This is a genomic window from Chryseobacterium pennae (assembly GCF_003385515.1).
GTDB lineage: Bacteria > Bacteroidota > Bacteroidia > Flavobacteriales > Weeksellaceae > Chryseobacterium > Chryseobacterium pennae.
This window is the reverse complement of record NZ_QNVT01000029.1, coordinates 28,794-47,085: the sequence shown is the minus strand read 5'-3', so window position 1 is coordinate 47,085 and position 18,292 is coordinate 28,794. Positions and strand designations below refer to the sequence as shown.

The window sequence follows — 18,292 nt, the reverse complement described above, 5'->3', positions numbered from 1 at the left end:
GAAGCTGCCTCGCAGTGAGACAACCTCTTTCTTCATCGTAAAAAATAAAAATGGCCGGTTTAACAAAACCGAAAAATGATTGTTTAAAATATAAGTTAGTTCTGATTCAGCTTTCCTCCTAAAGCTTTAAACAACAAAACATTATTTCTGGTATTCTGATGCTGGAACTGTAAAAGATCAAGTTCTGCAATCAATTTGCTTTTCTGTGAATTAATCAGTTCAAAATAATTGGCATATCCTGTTAGATACAGATCATTGGAAACTTCAACTCCTCGATCCAGAAAGCCAACCTCTTCTGATTTTAATTTTAAAACCTTTTCGTAAATTCTGGTCTGTTTCAAAATAGACTGAAGCTCATTAAAGGCAGTGGTTATGCTTTTCTGATAATTTAAAAAAGCTATCTCCTGCTCTTTACTGGCTACTTTGAACTCATACTTAAGCTGGCCTTTATTAAAAACGGGTACCATCAATCCACCCAACAGCTGCCCTGCTAATGAACTTGGTTTGAAAAGTGTTTCCACAGAAAAGGAATTCATCCCGATCCCTGCACCCAGGTCAATTTTAGGGTAAAAAGCAGCTCTTGCAGCTTTTGCATCGGCCTGAGAAGCCTCCAATACATAATAATTAGCAGCTACATCCGGCCTTGCATGGATCACAGCTTCTACATTCACAGTTCTGTTTAAAACATCAGTATTTGTTGGCATCAGCGTTTTACCACGTTTTACTTCGCCACCATAACTTCCTGTTAAAGTTGTGATCGCCTGCTCTACAGTAACGATCTCCACTTTAATATGTTCAATTTCTGCCAGCCAGTTATTATTCTGAGCTTTAAACTGCTGGACAGCAAGTTCTGTAGCTTTTCCCACTTCACGCTGCGCCAGAACAATTTCGAAGGCTCTCTGCTGGAGTTTATAGTTCTTCTGATAAATGGCCAGACGGTTATCTAAAGTTACCAACTGATAATACAGATTCGCAATATCTGTGAAAAGTTCTACCTGAAGCAATCGCAGCCCTTCCGTAGAAGCCAGATACTTCTTTTGGGCAGCAATTTTTTTATTCTTCAGTTTCCCCCAGGCATCAATTTCCCAGCTGCTTCTTGCTCCCAGCCAGTAATTGGGAGTAAAATCACGGTTGATTTTCTGGTCTTCGGTAATATTGGGAGAAAGGTTAGTGTCATAATTTCCCACTCCTTCCATGGTATATTTTCCATAACGGTTTCCGGCAACTTCTGCTCCTACCTCAAGAGAAGGCAAAAGATCCATTTTTGATCTTTGCAGGAAGCTATTAGCAATTTCCACTCTTTGTTGTGCAATCTGAAAATCAGGATTGGCCTGAACAACTTTATCGAAAAGTTCCAATAAGTGAGTATCTGTGAAATACGCTTTCAGATTCAGGTGTTGAAATTCTTCTGAGCTGGCTGATTTAACAGGCATTTCCGGAAGCGCCTGAGCTTTTTTCAGTTCAGCAACCTTCGGAACGGCACAAGAAGCTAAGCTTAAAGCGGCTATTCCATACAAAATATGTCTATGATTTAATCTTTTCATCTTTCTTCTTATTTTCAAGTTTTGCAAAGAATATATACAGTCCCGGAATGACCACCAATCCGAAAACAGTTCCTATCAGCATTCCTCCTGCTGCTGCCGTACCAATGGAACGGTTACCGATTGCTCCCGCTCCGGATGCTATACACAACGGAATAAGACCGGCCACAAAAGCAAAGGAAGTCATCAGGATAGGCCTCAGACGTTGTCTTGCTCCTTCAATAGCTGCCGGAATAATATCGTATCCCTGTTTGTTTCTGGCTACAGCAAATTCTACAATCAGAATGGCATTTTTAGCCAATAGTCCGATCAGCATGACCAGAGCCACCTGTGCATAAATATTATTATCCAATCCTGCCAGTACCAATGCGATATAGGATCCGAAGATTCCCGTCGGAAGACTTAATAGTACAGGCATCGGAAGAAGGAAACTTTCATATTGCGCTGCCAATAAAAGGTATACGAACAACAGACAGATCAGGAAAATATATACCGTCTGGTTTCCGGATAGAATTTCTTCTCTTGTCATCCCGGACCATTCAATATCGAAACCTCTTGGTAGGATCTCTTTGGCTACACGTTCTACAGCAGCAATAGCATCACCGGAACTGTATCCCTCAGCGGGTTCCCCATTAATCATAGCAGACATATACATATTGTATCTTGTAAGTACCTCTGGTCCATATACTTTTTCAATAGTGATAAACGTTGAAAAAGGAACCATTTCACCTTTATCATTTTTAAGATATAAATTGAGAATGCTTTCAGGGGTGTCCCTGTGTTCCGGGCTTGCCTGAACCATCACTTTATACATTTGGCTAAAACGGATAAAATTGGTTGCATAATAAGATCCCAGCATAGTTTGTAATGTGGACATCGCATTGTCTACAGATACTCCTTTCTTCGCTGCCATATCATAATCCACATTAATCATATATTGCGGGAAAGTAGCATCGAAGCTGGTAAAGTTGTTCTGCAGCTCGGGAGCTTCATTCAGTTTTTTGACAAAATCTTTGGTGATTTTATCAGTATTTTCAATGGTTCCCCCTGTTCTGTCCAATAAACGCAATTCAAAACCACTGGTATTTCCGAACCCAGGAACCGTTGGTGGTGCAAAGATTTCAATCTGGGCATCTGCAATTCCTTTTGTTTTTTCTGAAAGTTCGGTGATCAGGTCATTGACTGAAATGGATCTTTCTTTCCAGTCTTTAAGGTTAATCATGGCCATTCCGTAGGATGAACCTGCGATTTCTGTTACAATGCTGTATCCTGCAAGAGTGGTTACGTTTTCTACACCTTTTATTTTCTTGGCAATAACCGTTACTTCATCCAGTACTTTTTCCGTTCTTTCTACCGTAGCTCCCTGCGGAGTGGTTACACTTACATATACCATTCCCTGATCTTCCATTGGAATAAATCCGGTGGGAAGGAACTTACTGGTCACAAATGTTAATCCTATAAATAAGAACAATAGCCCAAAAGTAACTGTAGTTCTTGTTGCAAATTTTGATAGAATATTTACGTAGCCATTAGTCAGTCTTTCAAAGCCTGTATTAAAGCTCTGGAAAGCCCTATCAATAATGGTCTTCTTTTTATTGTGATCGTGTGGTTTTAAAATAATGGCACACAATGCCGGAGTAAGCGTTAATGCGTTCACCCCAGAAATCACAATACTGATGGCTAATGTTAATGAAAACTGTCGGTAAAATACTCCCACCGGACCATCAAGGAATGCTACGGGAATAAATACTGCAGACATTACAATGGTGATTGCTATTACTGCTCCTGCAATTTCTTTTGTAGCACTGATAGTAGCATCCATTGCGTTCATACCTTCTTCCATTTTTACATGGACAGCTTCTACGACGACAATCGCATTATCCACCACAATTCCGATGGCCAGTACCAAAGCAAATAAAGTTAATAGGTTTACTGAGAAATCCAGCATATTCATAAAGGCAAAGGTTCCTACCAATGCTACCGGAACTGCCAATACAGGAATTAACGTAGAACGCCAGTCCTGAAGGAAAATAAATACTACAATTCCTACCAGAATAAAGGCTTCGATAAGAGTTATCAATACCGCACTGATTGAAGCATCAAGGAATCTGGAAACATCGTAGGCCATATTGAATTCCATTCCGGGTGGGAATGAAGTACCTTTTAATTCTTCCATTTTAGCCTTTACATTTTCAATAACTTCAGAGGCATTGGATCCCGGACGCTGCTTCATCATAATAGATGCAGAAGGTCTTCCGTCTGTCTTGGAAACCATTCCGTAATTCATCGCCCCGAATTCCACTTTGGCAATATCTTTAAGTTTCAAAATCGTTCCGTCTACATCTGACCTGATGGGAACTTCTTCATATTGTTTAGGCTCAAAGAATTTCCCTTTATATTTAACTACGTACTGTAGCTGACTGGATGTTTTTCCTGAAGTTTCTCCTACCTTTCCTGGTGCTGCCGAAATATTCTGTTTTTGCAAAGAAGTAATCACTTCATCTGCTGAAATATTATACGCTGCCATCTTCTGCGGATCCAGCCAAACTCTCATAGAGTATTCTTTCTGTCCCATGATCTCTGCACGGCCTACTCCATCAATACGTTTCAGTTCCTGAAGAACATTAATATCCGTAAAATTGTAAATGAACTGCTCATCCTGGCTTGGGTCTGTACTCGTAATGTTGAGGTACATCAGCATACTGTTCACCTCCTTTTCAGTAGTTACTCCGGCACGGATTACCTCTTCAGGGAGCTCATCCAAGATGGTTGTCACCCTGTTCTGAACATTTACTGCTGCTACATCCGGATCGGTTCCTACTTCAAAGAAAACCTGGATCAAAGTAAGCCCGTCATTGGAAGTTACCGTTGACATATACGTCATTCCCGGTACTCCGTTGATGGCTCGTTCCAATGGAAGTGCAACCGCATTGGCTGATACTTCGGCATTGGCTCCGGTATATTTTGCTGTTACCGTTACGGAGGGCGGTACAATATCCGGGAACTGGGTAATGGGCATCTTTAATAAGGCCATAATTCCCAGCAATACAAATAATATGGAAATAACCAACGAAAGAACCTTTCGTCTTATAAACATCTCTACCATAATAAGTTGATTTAAAGATTATGAAAGGTTAATACTTCTTTTTGATTTTAATAACATCACCATCCTTCAAGGACTGAGTACCTTCATAAATGATTAAATCTCCTTTTTTAAGACCGCTTTCCACCATATAGGAATCTCTGAGTGTGTTTCCAATCTTAATGTTTGTCATTTTGGCTCTATTCTGTTTGTCCACGACAAAAACATAGGTTTTATCCTGAATAGAGAATGTGGATTTCTGTGGAATAAGAATGGCCTTATCCTGATTTTCGGAAATAATGAGTTTTCCCGAGGTACCGTGCTTAATCAGGTGATCAGGATTTGGGAAAAGGACTTTATAGCGGATAGATCCTGTAGTTCGGTCGATTTCTCCCTCTGCTGTTTTTAAAGCTCCGTTAAACTGATAGTTTACACCATTTGGCAGGGTCAGTTCAATTTTCTGATGATTCCCTATCTTATCATTAGCCAAAAGTTCAAAATAAAGGTTTTCCGGAATTGAAAAGTAGGCATACACCTCATTAAGCTGGGATAATGTAGTTAATAAAGTTCCATTTTCCACCAAACTTCCGTCTTTATGAGGAATAACGTCAATAACGCCATCAAACGGAGCCGTAATTCTGGTAAAACTGATTTTCTGAAGCACAGCTCTCTTTTCAGCATCAGCAAAAGCATTCTTAGCCTGAGCTGATGAAAGCTTAGCCTTTACCAATTCCAGTTCGTTATTCGCTACAAACTTTTTAGCATGAAGGCTCTGAATCTGTTTCAATTCTACTTCAACGATGCGGACATCTGCCTGAGTCTGTTTTAAAGTAGCATTAGCCTTTAAAAGTTCCATCTGCAGTTCAGCATCATTGATTTTAAATAAAGGCTGTCCCTGATGAACAAACTGTCCTTCATTGACGTAAATATGCTGAATAATTCCACCAATCCTGGACCTCATTTCCACATTTTTCTTAGCCTGAATATCAGTCACAAACTGGTTGCTTACCAAGGTATCTTTTTCCTTGATTTCCAGTACCGGAACTTCTTTGTCTTTTTGACTGTTTTTTTGCTTGTCTTTATTACATGACACTGCGAATAATATTGCAAAGCTGCAAATTATTACATTTTTAAAATACATTTCTGAATGTTTAGGTTATAAAATTTTCGGTAAAACAATTTGAAATTCAATAACTTAAACTAGTACAATTGGAGAAGATGGAGAAAGGACTTTACTCCACAGATAAGGGAAACTGCAATATCAGGAAGCATGATTTTCGGAGCAATTTTTAATGCTGCCGAAAAATCCCCAACTGCAGGATTGTCCTTACGACCTGAATGTTTAACAATTTTAGAAGCCGCAGGCAAGGCATGCGTGTTCATATCTGCTTCTTCGTAAACATCCAGCAAATGGATATTGCTTACATGCGGAAGATGAGGGATATCCTGCAATGATTTTTCTACCCAATTCGAATTGAAAAGGGTAAAAACCAGCATGATATAGAAATAGAAAAATGACCTCAGACTTGCCATGTCAACAGAATACTTAGTTTTTTAGTAAAAACAATAGTTTTGCAAAAGTAAGAAATTTTGATGGAGTTTATTCCATTTAACTGTTAAAAAAACTTAAACAATGCCGATAAAATCACACTTTTTGAAGATTAGCGTACATGCTATCAACAATATCATTTTATTAAAACAGTAATTGATTAGGGTATGGAGAAAGAATATTAATGTTATTCTGATTACAAACTGAAGGTTTCCGAACATAGTTCAGAAACCAAATAGAAAATCTATAAAGTCATCAATGAGATTTTTTCTTCTTCAGAATGACAGACAACCTGAGCTCTTTTAAAACAATCTGCTCAGAACTCTGAAACGATAATCAAAAATAGAGTCCAGTTTCTTTTTCACGAATAAAGAATGGGCAATTTCTCCTAAGAATCCTATGGGAAGTTCGTAATCTATGGTATCTCTCATCAGAACGCCTTCATCGTTGGGAATAAACTCATGATGGTGGTTCCATAATTTGTATGGGCCTTTTCTTTGGAAGTCTATGAAGCTTTTCTGAAAATCGACATAGGTAATTTCTGTCTGCCATTTCATTTTGACTCCAAATAATGGCGAAACATAATAATCGATGAGCATCCCTTCATAAATTTCATCATCTTCCATTTCTGTCAATACAGTAAATCCCATATCCTTTGGTGTAATTTCTGAAAGGTTATTGGCTGAGGAAAAGAATTTCCAGGCGGTTTCTATATCACAGTTTAATTGTTGCTCACGGAAAAGCTTATGTTTCATCTTACTTCTTTTTAATTATATATCCACATCAGAACAGGCTTTGTTGAATTTTGAATCATCGGGTCAATTTCCTTCATGGCATTATTTGAAATGGTAGGACAGCCCCATCCTTCCGGTGATCCTTTTGGAAACATTTCCTCATCACTCATCATATCCCAGGAGTGAAAAACTATGAATCTCTTCAAGGCATTGCTATTGGTTTCTTCAAGACCATGCATCAGATACTTTATATTAATTCCCCATTCACTGTAGCCTCTGTCCTGCAATTTATATTTTCCCAAAGAGGAAAGGTGGCTTCCGTCTTCGTTACTGAATGTTGGCTTATCTTTTGACTCATCCCTGCTCCAGCTATTGAATCCACAACCATGGCCTACCAGATATTCTTTGGAAATGGTTTCCTTGTCAAAATCCCAGACAAAAAAACGTTTTACACCAGAATGAAGACTCATATCGATCAGAATACAAAAATCTGTACTCAAATTCTTTGCGCTGCAGAATTTCAATGCTTCTTCTGCTTTATTTTTTACTTTGGCAAGATCAGCCTCGAGCTTCTTTTTAGCTATTATAGGAGTAGCATCAACAGGACGTTTATATTCTTTCTTCTCTTTTGTGCAGGACAAAAATAAAAGAATAATACTGAACAGAAAAAAAGGTTTCATACTTATTTATAATGCTGGAAAATTCCAAAATCAGAAGGTGTCCAAAGGGCGGCCTTTTGTCCTGCAGCCTTCAACGCATTATTGCTCCAGGTATTACAGGTATAAAGAAAGCTATAAGTTCCTCTGGCATCATAAAATGCATCATTATCACCATACACGGCATCTGTAGGAATCAGCATGAACTTTCCGTTCTGATCTCTATCAAATTTATCTTCTACAAATTTGATTAAGTTTTGATACTGGCTTCTGCTGATCATAATCATTTTACAATCTTCTCCTTCTTTCATTGCATAATAATAAGTGCTATGCATTGCTGAATCACTTAGCCAAAATGCTGCTTTTATCGCCGTTGAGAACTTAAGATCAGCCCAGGTTGGAGTATCCAGATAAAAACCTTTATCACCCCATCCTATTCCAATATATTTATAATCTGTTTTCTTAGACTTTGTATCTGCAAAAGGAATCATAAGACTCCAGTCTTTCATATCGTTCTTTACAGGCATCACAATATCGGTATGAACACCGTTGGTATAAATGTAAATAGCAATGTCTTTCTGTTCCCCGTCATCTTTGGCTGAAACCGGAATAAACGGAATGAGCAGTCCTAAAAGAACGTAAACAATTACAATTCCCAGAATGACTCCCAAAATTTTCAGTGTACCTATTAATATTGTTTTCACATTCATGCTTTTTTAATAAAATTTAATATATAGTTTTTCGTAAAAGTATTTGTTTTAATCGAAAAAATCGCTATATTTAATTACGAAATATTCACAAATATGCGTAAAAATACCAAGTCACAAAAAAGGTTTAAAGTAAGAGTAAAAACTGCTCCAAAAAGAGTACAAAAAAAACGTTGATTTTCGGTGAGACTTTAATCTCATGAAAATCAATTTTTCTTTTTAGGAAAGGGTTTTTATACAACTTATTCAGTTAAATCCAAACCTCCTTAGGGATAAAAATCTAGGGAATGGTCAATCATCCGCTCTAGTTTGGAACTCAGGAAATTTCCAAAGAAGGAATCGTCACCAAATATTTAAGCAAAAATCAGTCTGAAGAGCGTTTTAAAAATTCAATATTTCTCTGCAATCCTGCAAATTTTGTCCTCTTCACCGGTGATTTTCTGAAGATTTCGGAGAAGATTTCCTGAGTAAGTTCTTTCCATTCTCCTTTTTTGAAATTTTTCAATGCTTCATTGGGCTTAAATCGGCTCTGTTGGTGTGGAGCAGAAAACCGGTTCCAGGGGCATACATCCTGGCAGATATCACATCCGAACATCCAGTCTTCCATTTTGCCTTTAAAATGATCCGGAATTTCGTTTTTAAGTTCTATGGTAGCATAAGAAATGCATTTGCTTCCGTCAATGATCTTTTCTGAAACAATAGCATCTGTGGGACAGGCATCAATGCATTTTCTACAGGTTCCGCAATGATCGGTGGTTTCATGATCGGGAATAAGCTCAAGATCACAGATAATTTCTGCTAAAAAATAAAAGGAACCATTCTGTTTGGTAATCAGGTTAGCATTTTTCCCAACCCAGCCAATTCCTGATTTTCGTGCCCAGCTTCTTTCCAGCACAGGTGCTGAATCTACAAAAACCCTGAATCCGAATTCTCCGATTTCCTCTTGCAATTCAGCCACCATTTCACGAAGAATTTCCTTGATCACTTCATGGTAATCTTCTGCATAAGCATATTTTGAAATCTTAAAATTTTCCAGAATGGAAATCTTTTCTTCCGGGAAATAGTTATATGAAAGTGAAATGACAGATTTAGAACCTTCCACAAGAAGTCTTGGATCCAATCTTTTGTCGAAGTGGTTCTCCATATATTTCATTTCACCATTGAAGTTATTTTTCAGCCATTTTTCAAGGTGTCCGGCATCCTCCTCCAGAAAATCTGCTTTAGATATACCACAACTCTGAAACCCAAAACTTTTTGCCTTGGACTTGATCAGTTGGGTATATTTTTCAGCGCCTGCGTTCATTAATTTCACTCTGCAAAATTAAGATTATTTTATCAATCTTACGATTCGTTACTCTGTTTCGTCTTCATCTTCAGAACTGTTTCTTTTCTGAAAATTTATGTTTTAATTAAGATTTTTTTCAAAAAAAAATTACGTAATTTCGTCTACAATTTAATGTTTAAAATAAACAACTATGTCTTTAATAGAAGTAATACAATCTGGAAACTATGAATTAATTGATGTTCGTGAGCCAATGGAGCTTGAAATGGACGGAAATATAGAGGGTGCTAAAAATATTCCACTGGGTGAAGTAGAAGAGAGACAGGATGAGATCCTTTCTATCGAAAAACCTGTAATTTTATTCTGCAGAAGTGGAAACAGAAGCGGAAAAGCATTAGAATATCTTAACTCACAAGGATTAAAGGATGGTCATAACGGCGGAGGCTGGTCTGAGCTAAAGGCTGTTCTTGAAGCAAACAGAGGAACTTTTTAAAAGTTCCTTTTTTTATACCCTACCACCATGAATATGAGAGATCACTTTGAACAGCTTTGTTTCCCTTTTACTAAAGATCTGAACTTAATTGATGAACTGTGGAAAGAGATTGAAACAAAATATACTGAAAAGAGCAGACATTATTACAATCTTCTTCATCTCAGAAATATGTTCGCAGAGCTTGAACCATCGAAAAACAAAATCTCTGATTTTACAGCAGTTTCTTTTTCCATATTCTATCATGATATTGTTTATAATGCAACGTCTAAATCCAATGAAGAAAAAAGTGCGTTAAAGGCCAAAGAACGACTTTCTGAACTGGGATTACCTCAGGATACTATTGAAGCTGTTTCTGATCAGATCCTGGCGACAAAGCTTCATCAGACATCAATGAACGAAGACACCAATTATCTTCTGGATACAGATCTTTCAATCCTGGGCAAAGATTTTGAAAGTTATCTGGCCTATACCAAAATGATTAGGAAAGAATACTCGATCTATCCGGATCTGCTTTATAAGCCCGGAAGAAAGAAGGTATTAAAACATTTTCTGGAGCTTGATACAATCTTTAAGACAGATTATTTTAAAGATAAATATGAGATGCAGGCAAAAAAAAATATTGCAGCGGAAATTGATTTACTATAACCGAAAATAAAGAAGAGATGCAAATTTTGCATCTCTTCACACATTCACACCTAACATACATTTAATGATCCCCATCATTAACTTCACATACCTATTAATAAAATCTAGGTTGTAAAAATAGAAAATATTATATCTCCAATTGGTGATATTTATTGTTTGTTTATTGTAATTTTAACGATAAAATAATGGCCCAATCCCCATTAATACTATTCATTTTTTTAATAAATTCTGTAAAAAATCTCACAGTCCGTATTCTATATCAGGAAAATAGTTCGGTATTTTTTCTGATAAGATTAAAGGCCAATAAAACGGCCTGATTTTTATGTTTAATACATATTGTACAAAACAATATCTACCTGTATAATATGTGTACAAATAAAATCTAGAACTGTTTATTTAAAGAGAACAGGTAAAGTATGCAGCTTTTAAAATATCAATTTAATTCAAAAAAAGCACCCTATCATGAAATAAGATGCTTAAATTTTATTTTGTATTTCTATTTACGAATTCTACTGATCTTTTGAATACCAAGTCCGGAGCTTCTTTATGAGGTGTATGCCCAATCCCGGGAATAATGTATTTGTCTGCACTTCCACTTACCTGTGAAACGGTTTTCTCTACCTGATCCAAAGTTCCGTACTCATCAGCTTCTCCCTGAATGAATAATAGAGGACAAATAATATCCTTCAGGAGATATTCAATGTTCCAGGCTCTGTAATCATTGCGGGTCCATGTTTCCGTCCAGGCTTTAAATAGTGTTTCTACCTTATCACCATGGTATTTCTGCAGACGTTCCGGCAGATTTGTAGTTTTGTAAGCTTCCCATGCATCATAAACGCCTTTTAAAGTGACATCTTCCACAAATATATGCCCGGCTTCACAAATGACAGCTTCTACCCTTTCCGGATATTTTGCTGCAGTGATTAAGGCAATGGTTCCTCCATCACTGTGACCGAACAAAATAGCTTTGTCAATATTGAGCTCTGCTAATAATTCATTCAGCAGATCTGCTTCCAGCTCCATATAGTTCACAGGTCTTATGTGAGTAGGCATAGGATAGGATTTTCCATATCCTAACCGGTCATAAACAAGAACATTACATTGTGTAGCTTCTGAAAGCCTGACTGGTAAATCTCTCCAAAGCTGTACAGATCCAAGCGAATCATGCAAAAAGACAATAGTTGTCTTATCTTCAAACGAATTGTAGTATTCTGTATATAGTTTTTTCCCTTTTACATCAATGATTCTTTCCTCCATTAATTCAAATAATATATGATACGGTCAATTTTTAAAAGGAAGGCATTTTTGTTTCTTCAAACTCCTTCAATAAATGATTAAAGACTGTTTCCACCGGAATGATATCATCAATAAGTGCTGAAACCTGTCCTATTTCAAGCTCTCCATCTTCCATGTCACCTTCAAACATTCCTTTTTTTGCTCTTGCTCTTCCTAGCGATGCAATAAGTGCTTCTTTATTTCTTCCGGCAAGATAAACATCTTCAAGTTCGTTAAAGAACTTATTTTTAACCATTCTTACAGGAGCCAGCTCTTTTAGTGTAAGATGCGTATCACCTTCCTGAAGTTCGGTAATTTTCTTTTTCCAGTTCTCGTGAGCACTGGCTTCTGTTGTAGCCGCGAATCTGGAGCCTATCTGTACTCCGTCTGCTCCCAGAATCATTGCAGCTTTCATCTGAGAACCTAAGGCAATTCCTCCTGCAGCTATTAACGGTTTTGAAATATGCTTTTTGACATTTGGAATAAGGCAGAATGTTGTAGTTTCATCTCTCCCGTTGTGTCCTCCTGCTTCGAACCCTTCTGCCACTATTGCATCTACTCCTGCATCTTCACATTTTACAGCAAATTTGGTAGAGGAAACTACGTGAGCAACCTTCAGTCCTTCTTTTTGTAAGGTTTCTGTATACGTTTTCGGATTTCCAGCTGATGTAAACACAATTTTTACCCCTTCTTCCAGAATGATCTGAATGATTTCATCAAGGTTAGGATACAGCATAGGCACATTCACTCCAAAAGGCATATTGGTAGCCTGTTTACACTTTTGAATGTTTTCCCTGAGAATATCAGGATACATACTCCCTGCTCCTATTAATCCTAATCCACCACAATTGGAAACAGCAGAAGCCAGCCTCCATCCGGAATGCCAGATCATCCCAGCCTGAATAATCGGATATTTAATATTAAAAAGTTCTGAAATTCTATTTTGATTGGTCTGCATGTCGTGTAATTTTTTTGCCGCGTTGAAATCTATAAAATTGCTCATGTTGTAAAAATACTAAAAACAAAGATTTTCAGCCCTCTACATTTATTAAAAAAATCATTAGAAAACCACTTAAACCCATTATTTCTTATACCGCTCCAGAACTGTATCTATAATTGAACTGATCTTAAAAAAATTTTGAACCAATTCTTCAATATTTCCCTGTATATTATCTTCTTTCAAATCAACCCATCCCTGCATTAATGTTAGTGGGCCAAATTCAATATTTACATTTGGCCAGTCTTTCTGGTATTTCCTGAATTCATTCCTAAAATCCTGAGCAAATTTTCTACTTGATAATGCCTGTTTTTTAAATTCTCTCAGCTTTAGAGCATGGATATTATAATACATTCTTCCCTCCTGAATGGTTTTGTCATTTATCCATATTGAAAAGAAAATCCTCCCTATAGCATCTAATGGTGAATTTAAATCAGAGGACCATTCCGGTTTAAATACTTTAAGAGCAACAGAATCCAGAACAGTATCAACAGATACATCCAACTTATTATTTTCAAGTTTTTCTTTAAGTACTTCTGTTATGGCCAGGTGAAATTTATTAAGATAAAATTCGTAATCCATGTTTTGGTTTTTGTAAAGTTATCAAATAATTTCATCCAAAATGACAGATGCAGAATACCTGTTTGTGCTAATCATAAAGAATCATTTGTTTTTATACCTGACTCTTCAGCATAAAAAAAACCTTCAGAAATTTCTGAAGGTTTTAATTTTATTTTTTAACTGATTCTTTTTTCCAGTTGGATTTAAAGCTACAGTTATCGTAACGTCCGTCGATGGATATGAAAGTAGTTGGCAACTTGGAGTTGACAAATTTTTCAACCATTTCGTTTTTCTTTTTATTGAGCGCCATCTGCTTGATTCGGCTGAAGTCTGTTTCCAGAGTGATCTGGTGAGCAGGAATCACATCTTCAAGCTTGATGATTTTTACAGCTTTTCTTCTGTTCTCTTCATCTTCAAAAGCAGAAGTAATATCTCCTTTATTCAAACCTGCCAATTCATAGCTGATTGTTCCCGGGATACTTTCTCTTTCGATTTTATCTGAACCATCACCACCGGGAATTATCCCTGCATTGAATTTGGTTCTTTTATCATCTGAAAACTTGAAAGCAGCATCTTTAAAAGTCATCTTCCCATCAGTAATTAATCCTCTGATGCTGTCTAATTTTGCTTTTGCAGTTTTAAGTTCTTCTTCTGTAGGCGTTGCTTTCAAAAGAATGTGTCTTGCATCATATACTTTACCTGATCTCTTCAGCAGCTGAATGATGTGGTATCCGAATTCAGATTCAATAGGATCTGAGATCTCGTTTTCCTGAAGATTTAAAGCAGCAGCTTCAAACGGCTTCACCATCTGTCCTTTGTTGATGTTTTTATACAATCCACCATTGGAAGCAGAACCCTCATCTTCAGAATAAATTCTTGCCTGACTTTCGAAAGTTTCTCCGCCAATGATATCCTGTTTGATCTTTTTCAGTCTGTTGATAAGATCTTGCTTATGAGCCTCCGTCAAAGTTGGATACATCATGATCTGTGCTAAGGTAATTTCATCTTTTACCTGTGGCAACTGCATTTTATACATATTATAAAAGTCAGTTACCTCATTAGGAGTTACGTCTGCTTTATCAGTAACTCTCTGATATTTTGCCTGTCCGTAATACTGGTCGGTATCGATTTTTTCGATAGCGTTTTTCATTTCGTAGGCATTTTTGAATTTATAAGCAGTTAATAATGCCTTTTCATCTGGAAATTGAGAAAGCAACTGACGGTATTTTTGATTAGCCTGCTCTTTGATCGCTGCAGAACGGTTTTCAATTAATGTATCTTTTTTTGCTTCATATACAAGAAGTTTGTTGCTGATAAGGCTTTCAAGGAACTCACATTTGTCTGTATTGGCAGCTCCCTGTTGTTTTCCATAATTCATCTGCTCAGTAACATCTGATTCCAAAACGATTTCATTTCCGATCACAGCAGCAATACCATCCACTAAATCTCCTGGTTTTAGCTGGGCATTCATCATATTGGAAGAAAAAATCATGATGAAAATCCCAAGAAGATAAGTGATTTTTAGTCTATTTGTCATTTTACTATTTTAACAAGTTGCAAATTTAGAATTCTTAACGAATTTCACTCAATTTTTTATTATAAATATTTCTTAAAAAGACTTATTTATTGCAGTTCAATATCAAAAGTTGTCAATTCTTTAAATTGTCTCAATCTGCTGAACATATCTGATTCGTTAACTTCTTCAATTCTTTGTGTTCCGAATTTTTCTACAGTGAAAGAAGCCATTGCTGATCCCACGATCAACGCAGACTTCATCGTATCAAAATCAATTTTACCTTTTTTAGCAAGATAAGCGGCAAAACCACCTGCGAAAGTATCTCCTGCTCCGGTTGGATCAAAAACATCTTCCAATGGTAGTGCCGGGATAGCAAATACTTTACCGTCATGGAAAAGTAAGGCTCCATGCTCTCCTTTTTTGATGATTACATATTCAGGTCCCATTGCATGGATCTTTTTAGCAGCTTTTACAAGAGAATATTCTCCTGAAAGTTGTCTTGCTTCTTCGTCATTGATGGTAATTACATCCGTTTTAGCGATCATATCCATCAGAATATCCCATGCACAATCCATCCAGAAATTCATCGTATCAAGGATTACAAGCTTAGGACGGTTGTTCATTTTTTCCAATACGGATAGCTGAACTCCAGGGTGTAGGTTTCCAAGCAATAAAATTTCGGCATCCTGCATTGAATCCGGGATTTTCGGATCAAAGTTCTCCAATACGTTTACTTCTGTAGCCAAAGTATCTCTGGTGTTCAGATCATTGTGATATTTTCCTGACCAGAAGAATGTTTTTCCTTCTTTTACGATTTCAATTCCTTCGATGTTTACTTCTCTGTCTGTAAACATATCAAGGTGTTCCTGTGGAAAGTCTCCTCCTACTACAGAAACAATACCAGATTTAACGCCTAAAATAGATGAAGTGATCCCAATATAAGTAGCAGCTCCGCCTAAAATTTTGTCCGTTTTACCAAATGGTGTTTCAATTGCATCAAATGCAACACTTCCTACAACTAAAAGTTTCATATATTTTTCAATGTATATTAAAAGTAATTATTTTTTCCATTCAAAAGAGTCCAGCATATGTTTCATATCGTTTTTGATATAATTCACAGCAGGAGCCAGAGAGTCCGGTTTCGGTCTCGTATTAAAGTATAAGTAACCAGTCACGAAGTGTTTCGCGCTGTCTGTAATGTAAAATTGAAGATTGGAAGCACTCTGCCCTTTCAGCTCATAGAAATTCCCGTATACTTTCTTTTCAGGATATTCAAAGGATTTTGTATCTATGGAACTGGCTTTGATGGTATGCTCATATACCATTTTTTCAGCTTCTTTAATGTGTTCTGCAAAGTCATTCTGTATCGGGTAATAGGTCACAAAAACCTTTGCCTTCATTTGAGGATAGTTCAGATAATACCAACACGGTTTTTTTGCTGCAGTAATATTAGCAAAATCCGAATACTCGAAAGTATAGGCACAGTTGTTTTCAAACTTCTGGTATTTCGGCGCCGGGTATTCCAGACGCAGTTCTCCGTACGGTTTTGGAACCGGGTCTTTTCCACATGAAATTAAAAGCAGTGATACAAAAATAAAAATGACTTTTTTAATCATTTTGCAAAAGTACAAATTAGATTTCAGATTTCGGAAGACAAATTTCAGTCTTTCAATGAGTTTTGAATGTAATTTTCCAAAGGCTTCGGAAAGGATTTTTCATGGGAACCTTCAACATCTGTAATCAGGTATTGATTTTCAGTAATAAAACGATTCCAAATCTCTTCTGAAGGCACCTCAACATTCAATATTTCAATACTTAAGTTCTTGTGCGTCAGTTTATGGGTAATCGTTTTTGAACCAGTAATAAAGGTTTCCATGTCAGCAGAAATAGAAGCTGGAAATTCAAATAATTTTTTCCAGATAAAGTCATCTTTTCTCTGACGGATCAGAAATTGCCCGTTTCTGTGAACAAAATAATAGGTCAAAGCAAGATCTTCAGCCTTTACTTTTTTCGTTTTCACAGGATAATCAGAGATTTTCTGTAGGGAAAAAGCCAGACAGTCTTCATGGATCGGGCATTCTCCACACAAAGGATTTTTGGGTTTACAGATCTCGGAACCTATATCCATCATCGCCTGATTGAAATCTCCAACATTATCCGGCATTATCAATGTCGCCAACTCAGAAAAATAAGTAAATGCCCTTGAGTTTGAAATATCAAAATCATCGGCAAAGAAACGGCTCAGGACCCGGTAGAAGTTCCCATCAACAGCAGGCATTTTTCCATCAAAACAAATACTTGAAACAGCTGCTGCTGTATACTTTCCTATTCCTTTCAGTTTTAAAATTTCTTCATATTGGGCTGGAAATATTCCATCATAATCATTCATGATCTGCTGAGAAGCTTTATGGATATTGATCGCTCTGGAATAATAGCCTAAGCCTTTCCAGTAAAGCAACACTTCATTTTCCTCAGCTTCAGCTAAGGTTTTTACATCCGGAAATCGTTTAATAAAATTATTATAATGATTAAGGCCCTGATTGATTCTTGTCTGCTGAAATACAATTTCACAGATCCAGATTTTATAGGGATCTTTTGTCTGTCTGAAAGGCAGATCTCTTGCGTTGTTACGATACCATTTCAAAAGCCTGTTTCCTACATGAAGGAATTCTGAGGTTGCACTATTCTTTTCCAAAAACCAATCAATTTAAGTCACTGAAGAGCTTTTATCTCTTCATCCTGCATTATTCCAGGAACGCAAAGATAGGTTTATTTTATTTTTTCTTCACAGAATATACGGAAGCCCCTCTCAGCCATTGATACTTAAGATTTCTTTCTTTCGCAATAAAACGGTAGCCATCTAATTTTTTCAGGTACAAGTACATGGAATCCTCTTTCAGTTTTAGCTTATGGGGAGATAAAAACATCATCGGCAATTCCAAAGTGGAGTCTCTTACTGTTTTTAAAACTTTTCCGGATCTTACTTTATAAAGAAAAAATGATTTTCCACGGCCTTTTGAACTGTCTGCCAGCTTTACTTCCGAACTTGCTAAAACCAATTCACTTCCATCAAAACATTCTTCTTCATCCATGATGTAAGCTTTTCCTTCCTGACGTTCGTCTGCAAAAAGGTCTTCTTCATATTGATCCGGGCTTTGGTATTTCTTTTCACAGCTTACCAAAAGCATCATCAATAGAAGAGGCAAACCAATGATAAGTTTGATATTCATTTTAATATTCATAGGTATTGGTAG

Annotated in this window: 18 protein-coding genes; 2 read left to right on the top strand and 16 right to left on the bottom strand. The window is 36.8% G+C overall.

Annotated features, from left to right (window positions below):
• Positions 1-95: 95 nt before the first annotated feature.
• The 8 genes from DRF65_RS22910 to queG form a co-directional block, all read right to left on the bottom strand.
• Positions 96-1,544 carry a TolC family protein gene (locus tag DRF65_RS22910; RefSeq protein WP_115973048.1) on the bottom strand — a complete coding sequence of 483 codons (1,449 nt, stop codon included), beginning with the start codon at positions 1,542-1,544 and terminating at the stop codon, positions 96-98.
• Positions 1,525-4,647 carry an efflux RND transporter permease subunit gene (locus DRF65_RS22905; RefSeq protein ID WP_115973047.1) on the bottom strand — a complete coding sequence of 1,041 codons (3,123 nt, stop codon included), beginning with the start codon at positions 4,645-4,647 and terminating at the stop codon, positions 1,525-1,527. Before DRF65_RS22905 ends, DRF65_RS22910 begins: the two co-directional genes overlap by 20 nt.
• 28 nt (positions 4,648-4,675) lie before the next feature.
• Positions 4,676-5,764, bottom strand: a complete 1,089-nt coding sequence (locus DRF65_RS22900; protein WP_115973046.1) for an efflux RND transporter periplasmic adaptor subunit — start codon at positions 5,762-5,764, stop codon at positions 4,676-4,678.
• 59 nt (positions 5,765-5,823) lie between these two features.
• Complete coding sequence (locus DRF65_RS22895) at positions 5,824-6,156, bottom strand: hypothetical protein (RefSeq protein ID WP_115973045.1); 333 nt, start codon at positions 6,154-6,156, stop codon at positions 5,824-5,826.
• Positions 6,157-6,474: 318 nt separating this feature from the next.
• Positions 6,475-6,927: an SRPBCC family protein gene (locus tag DRF65_RS22890; protein WP_115973044.1), complete on the bottom strand. Its 453-nt coding sequence runs from the start codon at positions 6,925-6,927 to the stop codon at positions 6,475-6,477.
• A gap of 11 nt (positions 6,928-6,938) precedes the next feature.
• Complete coding sequence (locus DRF65_RS22885) at positions 6,939-7,586, bottom strand: murein L,D-transpeptidase catalytic domain-containing protein (protein WP_115973043.1); 648 nt, start codon at positions 7,584-7,586, stop codon at positions 6,939-6,941.
• A 2-nt stretch (positions 7,587-7,588) separates the two neighbouring features.
• Entirely contained in the window at positions 7,589-8,272 is a 684-nt protein-coding gene (locus DRF65_RS22880) for a TIGR02117 family protein (RefSeq protein ID WP_115973042.1), read from the bottom strand.
• A gap of 361 nt (positions 8,273-8,633) precedes the next feature.
• Entirely contained in the window at positions 8,634-9,572 is a 939-nt protein-coding gene (gene queG / locus DRF65_RS22875; RefSeq protein ID WP_115973041.1) for a tRNA epoxyqueuosine(34) reductase QueG, read from the bottom strand.
• 172 nt (positions 9,573-9,744) lie between these two features.
• Here queG and DRF65_RS22870 point away from each other — a divergent pair, with 172 nt between their 5' ends.
• The gene (locus DRF65_RS22870; protein ID WP_115973040.1) at positions 9,745-10,044 is read left to right on the top strand and encodes a rhodanese-like domain-containing protein; all 300 of its coding nucleotides are present in this window, start codon (positions 9,745-9,747) and stop codon (positions 10,042-10,044) included.
• 33 nt (positions 10,045-10,077) lie between these two features.
• The gene (locus tag DRF65_RS22865; RefSeq protein WP_317126213.1) at positions 10,078-10,689 is read left to right on the top strand and encodes an HD domain-containing protein; all 612 of its coding nucleotides are present in this window, start codon (positions 10,078-10,080) and stop codon (positions 10,687-10,689) included.
• Between the two features lie 483 nt (positions 10,690-11,172).
• Here DRF65_RS22865 and DRF65_RS22860 read toward each other — a convergent pair whose 3' ends face one another.
• The 8 genes from DRF65_RS22860 to DRF65_RS22825 all read right to left on the bottom strand — a co-directional run bounded on the left by DRF65_RS22860 (position 11,173) and on the right by DRF65_RS22825 (position 18,268).
• Positions 11,173-11,946: an alpha/beta fold hydrolase gene (locus tag DRF65_RS22860; RefSeq protein WP_115973038.1), complete on the bottom strand. Its 774-nt coding sequence runs from the start codon at positions 11,944-11,946 to the stop codon at positions 11,173-11,175.
• A 31-nt stretch (positions 11,947-11,977) separates the two neighbouring features.
• The gene (locus tag DRF65_RS22855) at positions 11,978-12,922 is read right to left on the bottom strand and encodes an NAD(P)H-dependent flavin oxidoreductase (RefSeq protein ID WP_115973090.1); all 945 of its coding nucleotides are present in this window, start codon (positions 12,920-12,922) and stop codon (positions 11,978-11,980) included.
• Between the two features lie 123 nt (positions 12,923-13,045).
• Entirely contained in the window at positions 13,046-13,543 is a 498-nt protein-coding gene (locus DRF65_RS22850) for a hypothetical protein (protein ID WP_115973037.1), read from the bottom strand.
• A gap of 148 nt (positions 13,544-13,691) precedes the next feature.
• Positions 13,692-15,059, bottom strand: coding sequence for a peptidylprolyl isomerase (locus tag DRF65_RS22845; RefSeq protein WP_115973036.1), 1,368 nt, complete (start codon positions 15,057-15,059; stop codon positions 13,692-13,694).
• 86 nt (positions 15,060-15,145) lie between these two features.
• Positions 15,146-16,069, bottom strand: a complete 924-nt coding sequence (locus DRF65_RS22840; protein ID WP_115973035.1) for a PfkB family carbohydrate kinase — start codon at positions 16,067-16,069, stop codon at positions 15,146-15,148.
• A 27-nt stretch (positions 16,070-16,096) separates the two neighbouring features.
• The gene (gene gldD, locus DRF65_RS22835; protein WP_115973034.1) at positions 16,097-16,654 is read right to left on the bottom strand and encodes a gliding motility lipoprotein GldD; all 558 of its coding nucleotides are present in this window, start codon (positions 16,652-16,654) and stop codon (positions 16,097-16,099) included.
• Positions 16,655-16,698: 44 nt separating this feature from the next.
• Entirely contained in the window at positions 16,699-17,733 is a 1,035-nt protein-coding gene (mutY, locus tag DRF65_RS22830; RefSeq protein ID WP_115973033.1) for an A/G-specific adenine glycosylase, read from the bottom strand.
• 79 nt (positions 17,734-17,812) lie between these two features.
• On the bottom strand, positions 17,813-18,268 hold the full coding sequence (locus DRF65_RS22825; RefSeq protein ID WP_123947420.1) for a hypothetical protein: 456 nt from the start codon (positions 18,266-18,268) through the stop codon (positions 17,813-17,815).
• Positions 18,269-18,292: the final 24 nt, after the last annotated feature.

Bases quoted from the DNA above. Each gene is read 5' to 3' on its own strand.
- DRF65_RS22870 (WP_115973040.1), top strand. From the start codon at position 9,745: ATGTCTTTAATAGAAGTAATACAATCTGGAAACTATGAATTAATTGAT.
- queG (WP_115973041.1), bottom strand. From the start codon at position 9,572: ATGAACGCAGGCGCTGAAAAATATACCCAACTGATCAAGTCCAAGGCA.
- DRF65_RS22840 (WP_115973035.1), bottom strand. From the start codon at position 16,069: ATGAAACTTTTAGTTGTAGGAAGTGTTGCATTTGATGCAATTGAAACA.
- DRF65_RS22860 (WP_115973038.1), bottom strand. From the start codon at position 11,946: ATGGAGGAAAGAATCATTGATGTAAAAGGGAAAAAACTATATACAGAA.
- DRF65_RS22855 (WP_115973090.1), bottom strand. From the start codon at position 12,922: ATGCAGACCAATCAAAATAGAATTTCAGAACTTTTTAATATTAAATAT.
- DRF65_RS22845 (WP_115973036.1), bottom strand. From the start codon at position 15,059: ATGACAAATAGACTAAAAATCACTTATCTTCTTGGGATTTTCATCATG.
- DRF65_RS22885 (WP_115973043.1), bottom strand. From the start codon at position 7,586: ATGAAACCTTTTTTTCTGTTCAGTATTATTCTTTTATTTTTGTCCTGC.
- DRF65_RS22905 (WP_115973047.1), bottom strand. From the start codon at position 4,647: ATGGTAGAGATGTTTATAAGACGAAAGGTTCTTTCGTTGGTTATTTCC.
- DRF65_RS22865 (WP_317126213.1), top strand. From the start codon at position 10,078: ATGAGAGATCACTTTGAACAGCTTTGTTTCCCTTTTACTAAAGATCTG.
- DRF65_RS22900 (WP_115973046.1), bottom strand. From the start codon at position 5,764: ATGTATTTTAAAAATGTAATAATTTGCAGCTTTGCAATATTATTCGCA.
- gldD (WP_115973034.1), bottom strand. From the start codon at position 16,654: ATGATTAAAAAAGTCATTTTTATTTTTGTATCACTGCTTTTAATTTCA.
- DRF65_RS22910 (WP_115973048.1), bottom strand. From the start codon at position 1,544: ATGAAAAGATTAAATCATAGACATATTTTGTATGGAATAGCCGCTTTA.
- DRF65_RS22825 (WP_123947420.1), bottom strand. From the start codon at position 18,268: ATGAATATCAAACTTATCATTGGTTTGCCTCTTCTATTGATGATGCTT.
- DRF65_RS22850 (WP_115973037.1), bottom strand. From the start codon at position 13,543: ATGGATTACGAATTTTATCTTAATAAATTTCACCTGGCCATAACAGAA.
- DRF65_RS22880 (WP_115973042.1), bottom strand. From the start codon at position 8,272: ATGAATGTGAAAACAATATTAATAGGTACACTGAAAATTTTGGGAGTC.
- DRF65_RS22895 (WP_115973045.1), bottom strand. From the start codon at position 6,156: ATGGCAAGTCTGAGGTCATTTTTCTATTTCTATATCATGCTGGTTTTT.
- DRF65_RS22890 (WP_115973044.1), bottom strand. From the start codon at position 6,927: ATGAAACATAAGCTTTTCCGTGAGCAACAATTAAACTGTGATATAGAA.